Annotated in this window: 4 protein-coding genes and 1 pseudogene; 3 read left to right on the forward strand and 2 right to left on the reverse strand. The window is 74.3% G+C overall.

The features are described 5' to 3' along the window. Positions 1 to 221, reverse strand: a pseudogene (locus NWP10_RS10495) (hypothetical protein); the annotation flags it as partial. 18 nt (positions 222 to 239) lie between these two features. Next, positions 240 to 584, reverse strand: coding sequence for a BlaI/MecI/CopY family transcriptional regulator (locus NWP10_RS10500; protein WP_017489455.1), 345 nt, complete (start codon positions 582 to 584; stop codon positions 240 to 242). Between the two features lie 167 nt (positions 585 to 751). On the opposite strand from NWP10_RS10500, the gene NWP10_RS10505 reads away from it, so the two are divergent. The 3 genes from NWP10_RS10505 to NWP10_RS10515 all read left to right on the forward strand — a co-directional run. Next, positions 752 to 2,332 carry a cytochrome ubiquinol oxidase subunit I gene (locus tag NWP10_RS10505; RefSeq protein ID WP_095347518.1) on the forward strand — a complete coding sequence of 527 codons (1,581 nt, stop codon included), beginning with the start codon at positions 752 to 754 and terminating at the stop codon, positions 2,330 to 2,332. A gap of 28 nt (positions 2,333 to 2,360) precedes the next feature. Continuing rightward, positions 2,361 to 3,383, forward strand: a complete 1,023-nt coding sequence (gene cydB, locus NWP10_RS10510; RefSeq protein ID WP_258300865.1) for a cytochrome d ubiquinol oxidase subunit II — start codon at positions 2,361 to 2,363, stop codon at positions 3,381 to 3,383. Then, positions 3,380 to 4,471, forward strand: a 1,092-nt coding sequence (locus NWP10_RS10515) for an ABC transporter transmembrane domain-containing protein (protein WP_258300866.1), incomplete at its 3' end; no start/stop codon positions are given. The genes cydB and NWP10_RS10515, both read left to right, overlap by 4 nt.

A 4,471-nucleotide genomic window follows, 5' to 3' on the forward strand; every position in this document is an offset into this window, starting at 1 on the left:
CGGCAGATGTGGAGAAGAGACAGGCCCGCGCCCCACGGCAGCAGGCCCCACACGAGGGGCGCGCCCAGCAGGGCGAGCCCGCCGGCGAGGGCGACGGCCTGCCAGGCGAGGGCGGCGAGCACGGGGGAGCGGGCCGGCCACGCGGCGCGCCCGAGCAGCACGGGCACGGGTCCGGCCAGGGCCACGGCGACGACGGCGAGCAGCAAGACGGGGACGGACACGGTGCCTCTGCGTCCGGGTCAGTCCAGCAGGCGGCGCAGGGCGGCGGAGTCGGTCTCCGAGATGCCGCCCACGAAGGCGGCCAGGACGGCCTCCCGGTCCGGGGCGGAGCCGAGGAGGTCCCGCAGCAGCTCCGCCGTGTGGGCCTCCCGGGTCACGGCGGCGCGGAAGCGGCGGGGGCGGCCACCCTCGGCGGGGCGCACGCGGCCCTTGGCCGCCAGCCGGGTGAGGGCCGTGTGGACGGTGGTCAGGGCGGGCGGGGCGCCCTCGCGGTGCAGGAGGGTGCGGACCTCGGCGGCCGTGAGGCCCTCGGCGTGGTCCCAGAGGAGGTCCATCACGGCGCCTTCGAGGCGGGCGCGGGTCATGGGTCCTCCTTCGTCTCACCGGTGCGTGCCCCCCGATCCTAGGCCAGGGGAGCCGGCGAGGCCCGTCGCCGTCGGTCGTTTTCTACAACGTGTAGAAAAAGTGGCTAGAGTGGACGGGACCCTCCGGCCCGTCCCCGCCGGAGCCCGCCTCGTCTCAGGAGCCGTCCGTGGATCCCCTCGACCTCGCCCGGTGGCAGTTCGGCATCACGACCGTCTACCACTTCCTCATGGTGCCCCTGACCATCGGCCTCGGCCTGGTGGTCGCCGTCATGCAGACCCTCTGGGTGCGCACCGGCCGGGAGCAGTACCTGCGCATGACGAAGTTCTGGGGCAAGCTCTTCCTGATCAACTTCATCATGGGCGTGGCCACGGGCATCGTGCAGGAGTTCCAGTTCGGCATGGCCTGGTCCGAGTACTCCCGGTTCGTGGGCGACGTCTTCGGGGCCCCGCTGGCCCTGGAGGCGCTCATCGCCTTCTTCCTGGAGTCCGTGTTCCTGGGCGTGTGGATCTTCGGCTGGGGCCGGGTGCCCCGCCGCCTGCACCTGGCGGCCATCTGGTGCGCCGTGATCGGGGCCCACCTGTCCGCGTACTTCATCATGACCGCGAACGCCTTCATGCAGCATCCGGTGGGCTACGAGGTGGTCGACGGGCGGCCCGTGCTGAACGACATCGGTGCGGTGCTGGCCAACCCCATCGTCCTCACGCACTTCCCCCACACCATCGCCGGCTCCTGGGCCGTCGCCGGAGGCTTCCTGCTCGGCATCTCCTGGTACCACCTGTGGAAGCGCCGGCGGGACGGGATCGACACCGTGGATGAGCACGGGCGCGTCGTCGTCGGCACCACGGGCTCCAAGGCCCGCGACCGCCTGGACCACCGCGTGTGGATCACCTCCCTGCGCGCCGGCGCCGCGGTGGCGATCGTCGGCTTCCTCGGCACCGCCTTCACCGGGCACGCCCAGGCGCAGCAGATGATCGAGTTCCAGCCCACGAAGATGGCCTCCGCCGAGGCCGCGTGCCACGACGGCACCGCCTTCTCCGTCCTCACCCTGGGCGACCTGGGCGCGGGCGACCGCACCACCTGCACCGACGTCACCACGGTGATCGAGCTGCCCGGGCTGCTCTCCTACCTCGCCTACGAGGACTTCACCACCCCCGTGCCCGGCCTGAACTCCCTGCTGCCGGACTTCGAGGAGCGCTACGGCACGCACCTGCCGGACGACCCGCTGTACGGCGAGCGCGCCGGAGCGCCCATCGACTACCAGCCGCTCATGGAGGTCACCTACTGGGGGTTCCGCCTCATGATCACCTTCGGCGGCCTCGGCGCGCTGGCCGGGGCGCTCACCCTCTGGATGACCCGCCGCGGCACGGTCCCCGACTCGCGGGGCTGGACGGCCACCGCCGTCGCCTCCATCGGCGCCCCCTTTGCGGCGAACGTGGCCGGCTGGGTGTTCACCGAGATGGGCCGGCAGCCCTTCGTGGTCTACCCGAACCCCGCCATGGGCGTCGACGAGGTGTACATGTTCACGGCCGCCGCGGTCTCCCCGGGCGTGAGCGCCCAGGAGGTGCTCGCCTCCCTGATCGTGCTCGTGGGGATCTACGCCGTGCTGCTCGTCGTCGAGGTGGTGCTGATGGTGCGCTACGTGCGCGGCGGCGTGCCCGCCGGCATGCCGGAGCTCACGGCGGACGAGCACCGGGACCCCGACGAGGACCGCCACGACCGCGACGACGTGCTCGCGTTCGCCTACTGACCCCCGCAGCTGAGAGGACCGAACGAGAATGGCCGAGGCCCTGCCCGTCTTCTGGTACGTGATCATCGCCGTGCTCTGGCTCGGCTACCTGGCCCTGGAAGGGTTCGACCTCGGCGCGGGCATGCTCATGCAGGCCTGGGCCCGCGACGAGCGGCGCCGCCGGGTGCTGCTGAACGTGATCGGCCCCGTGTGGGAGGGCAACGAGGTCTGGCTCATCACGGCGATCGGCGCGATGTTCGCGGCGTTCCCGTTCTGGTACGCCTCCCTGCTCTCCACGCTGTACCTGCCCATGCTGCTGCTCCTGCTCGCCCTGATCCTGCGGGCGGTCTCCATCGAGTACCGCGGCAAGGCGCGCACGGACCGCACGCGGGCGGTGTGGACCTGGTGCCTGGCCCTGGGCTCCTTCACGGCCGCCTTCATCGTGGGCGCCTTCCTGGCCCTGACCACCACCGGGCTGCCCATCGACGCCAACGGCGACCGCGTGGGCGGGCCCTTCGCGTGGCTCAACGGCTGGGCCGTGCTGGGCGGGCTGGCCGTGGTCGGCTTCTCCATCGCCCAGGCGTGGGCGTTCATCGGGCTCAAGACCGACGGCGCCCCGCGGCAGGCGGCCGCCCGCTTCCTCTCGCGCTGGACCCCGGTGGCCCTCGCCCCGCTGCTCGTGTGGGCCGGTGCCGTGCTGCTGCGTGGCGACCGCCCCTGGACGTGGGCGCTGCTGGCCGCCGGCGTCGCGGCCGCGGCCGGGTCCGTCGTGGCCGCCCGCCGCGGCCGGGAGGGCCTCGCCCTGGCCGGCCTGACGCTGTTCCTCGTGGCGGCCTGGAGCGCCGTCATGATCGTCCAGTTCCCCGTGCTGCAGCCCTCCACCGTGGACCCGGCCTTCGACCTCACCGCCGAGATCGCGGCCTCCGGCCCGTACACGCTGGGCATCATGGCCGTGGTCAGCCTCGTCTTCGTGCCGATCGTGCTGGCCTACTCCGCGTGGTCCTACTGGGTGTTCCGCCGTCGCGTGCGCGAGACCCACATCCCCGAGCCCCACGCCGTGGAGCCGGTGTGACCGACGACGGCGCGCCCCGTGGGCCCGGCCGCGGGCACGACGACGGCCCCCGGCGCCGCCGCGGCCCCGACCTGAGCCCGGCCGCGCGCCGCGCCGTCGCGGCGATGCTCGGGCTCGCCGCGCTGCGGGCCGCGGGCTGGATCCTGCTCGCCGAGTCGCTCGCCCGCCTGCTGACCCGCATGGCCGGCACGCTCGACCCCGAGGGCACGGCCCAGCTCTTCGAGATGCTCTTCCTCCCGCCCGCGCCCGTCGGGCCGGTCGGTGCGGCGTCGTCGTTCGCCGGGGCCCTCGCGCTCGGCGCCGCCGGCGTGGGGCTGCGCGCCCTGGCCGACGCCGGCCAGCGGGTGTGGGGCCGTCGCGCCGCGCTCGGCGTGCAGGTGGGCGTGCGCCGCGACCTCGTGGCCCACCGCCTGGCCTCCGCGGACGGCTCGCGCCCCCGCTCGGGCGCGGACGCCGTGCTGGTCACACACGGCCTGCAGGGCCTGGACGACTACTACACCGAGGTCCTGCCGGCCCTGGCCTCCGCCGCCGTCGTGCCCCCGGTCCTCGGCGCCTGGATCCTCACCCGGGACCCGCTCTCCGCCCTCGTGGTGCTGCTGACCGTCCCGCTCGTGCCCTTCTTCATGGTCCTCATCGGCCGGCACACGCAGGAGCGGATCGACGCCGCCCAGGACGGGCTGGACCGCCTCTCCGGCCACCTCGTGGAGCTCGCCCGCGGACTGCCCGTGCTCGTGGGGCTGCGCCGGGCCGGCGTCCAGCGCCGCGCCCTCGAGCGGGCCTCGCAGCGGTACCACGCCGCCACTCTGGGCACCCTGCGCACCGCGTTCGTCTCCGGCATGGCCCTCGAGCTGATCGCCTCGCTCTCCGTGGCCGTGATGGCCGTGTTCATCGGCCTGCGCCTCGTCTACGGGCAGATGGACCTCGGCGCCGGGCTCGTGGTCCTCGTGCTGGCCGCCGAGGTGTACCTGCCCCTGCGCGACGTCGGCAGCGCGTACCACGCCTCCGAGGACGGCCGCGAGGCCGAGGGCCGGGCCCGCGCCGCCGCGCGGGCGCCCGTGCCCGAGGCGGCCCGGGACGCGCTCGCGGAC

This window comes from Micrococcus sp. HG099, from assembly GCF_024723355.1.
GTDB classification, from domain to species: domain Bacteria; phylum Actinomycetota; class Actinomycetes; order Actinomycetales; family Micrococcaceae; genus Micrococcus; species Micrococcus endophyticus.

What these genes read in the sequence shown, in the direction of transcription:
- cydB (WP_258300865.1), top strand. Translation starts at nt 2,361, where the DNA reads ATGGCCGAGGCCCTGCCCGTCTTCTGGTACGTGATCATCGCCGTGCTC.
- NWP10_RS10500 (WP_017489455.1), bottom strand. Translation starts at nt 584, where the DNA reads ATGACCCGCGCCCGCCTCGAAGGCGCCGTGATGGACCTCCTCTGGGAC.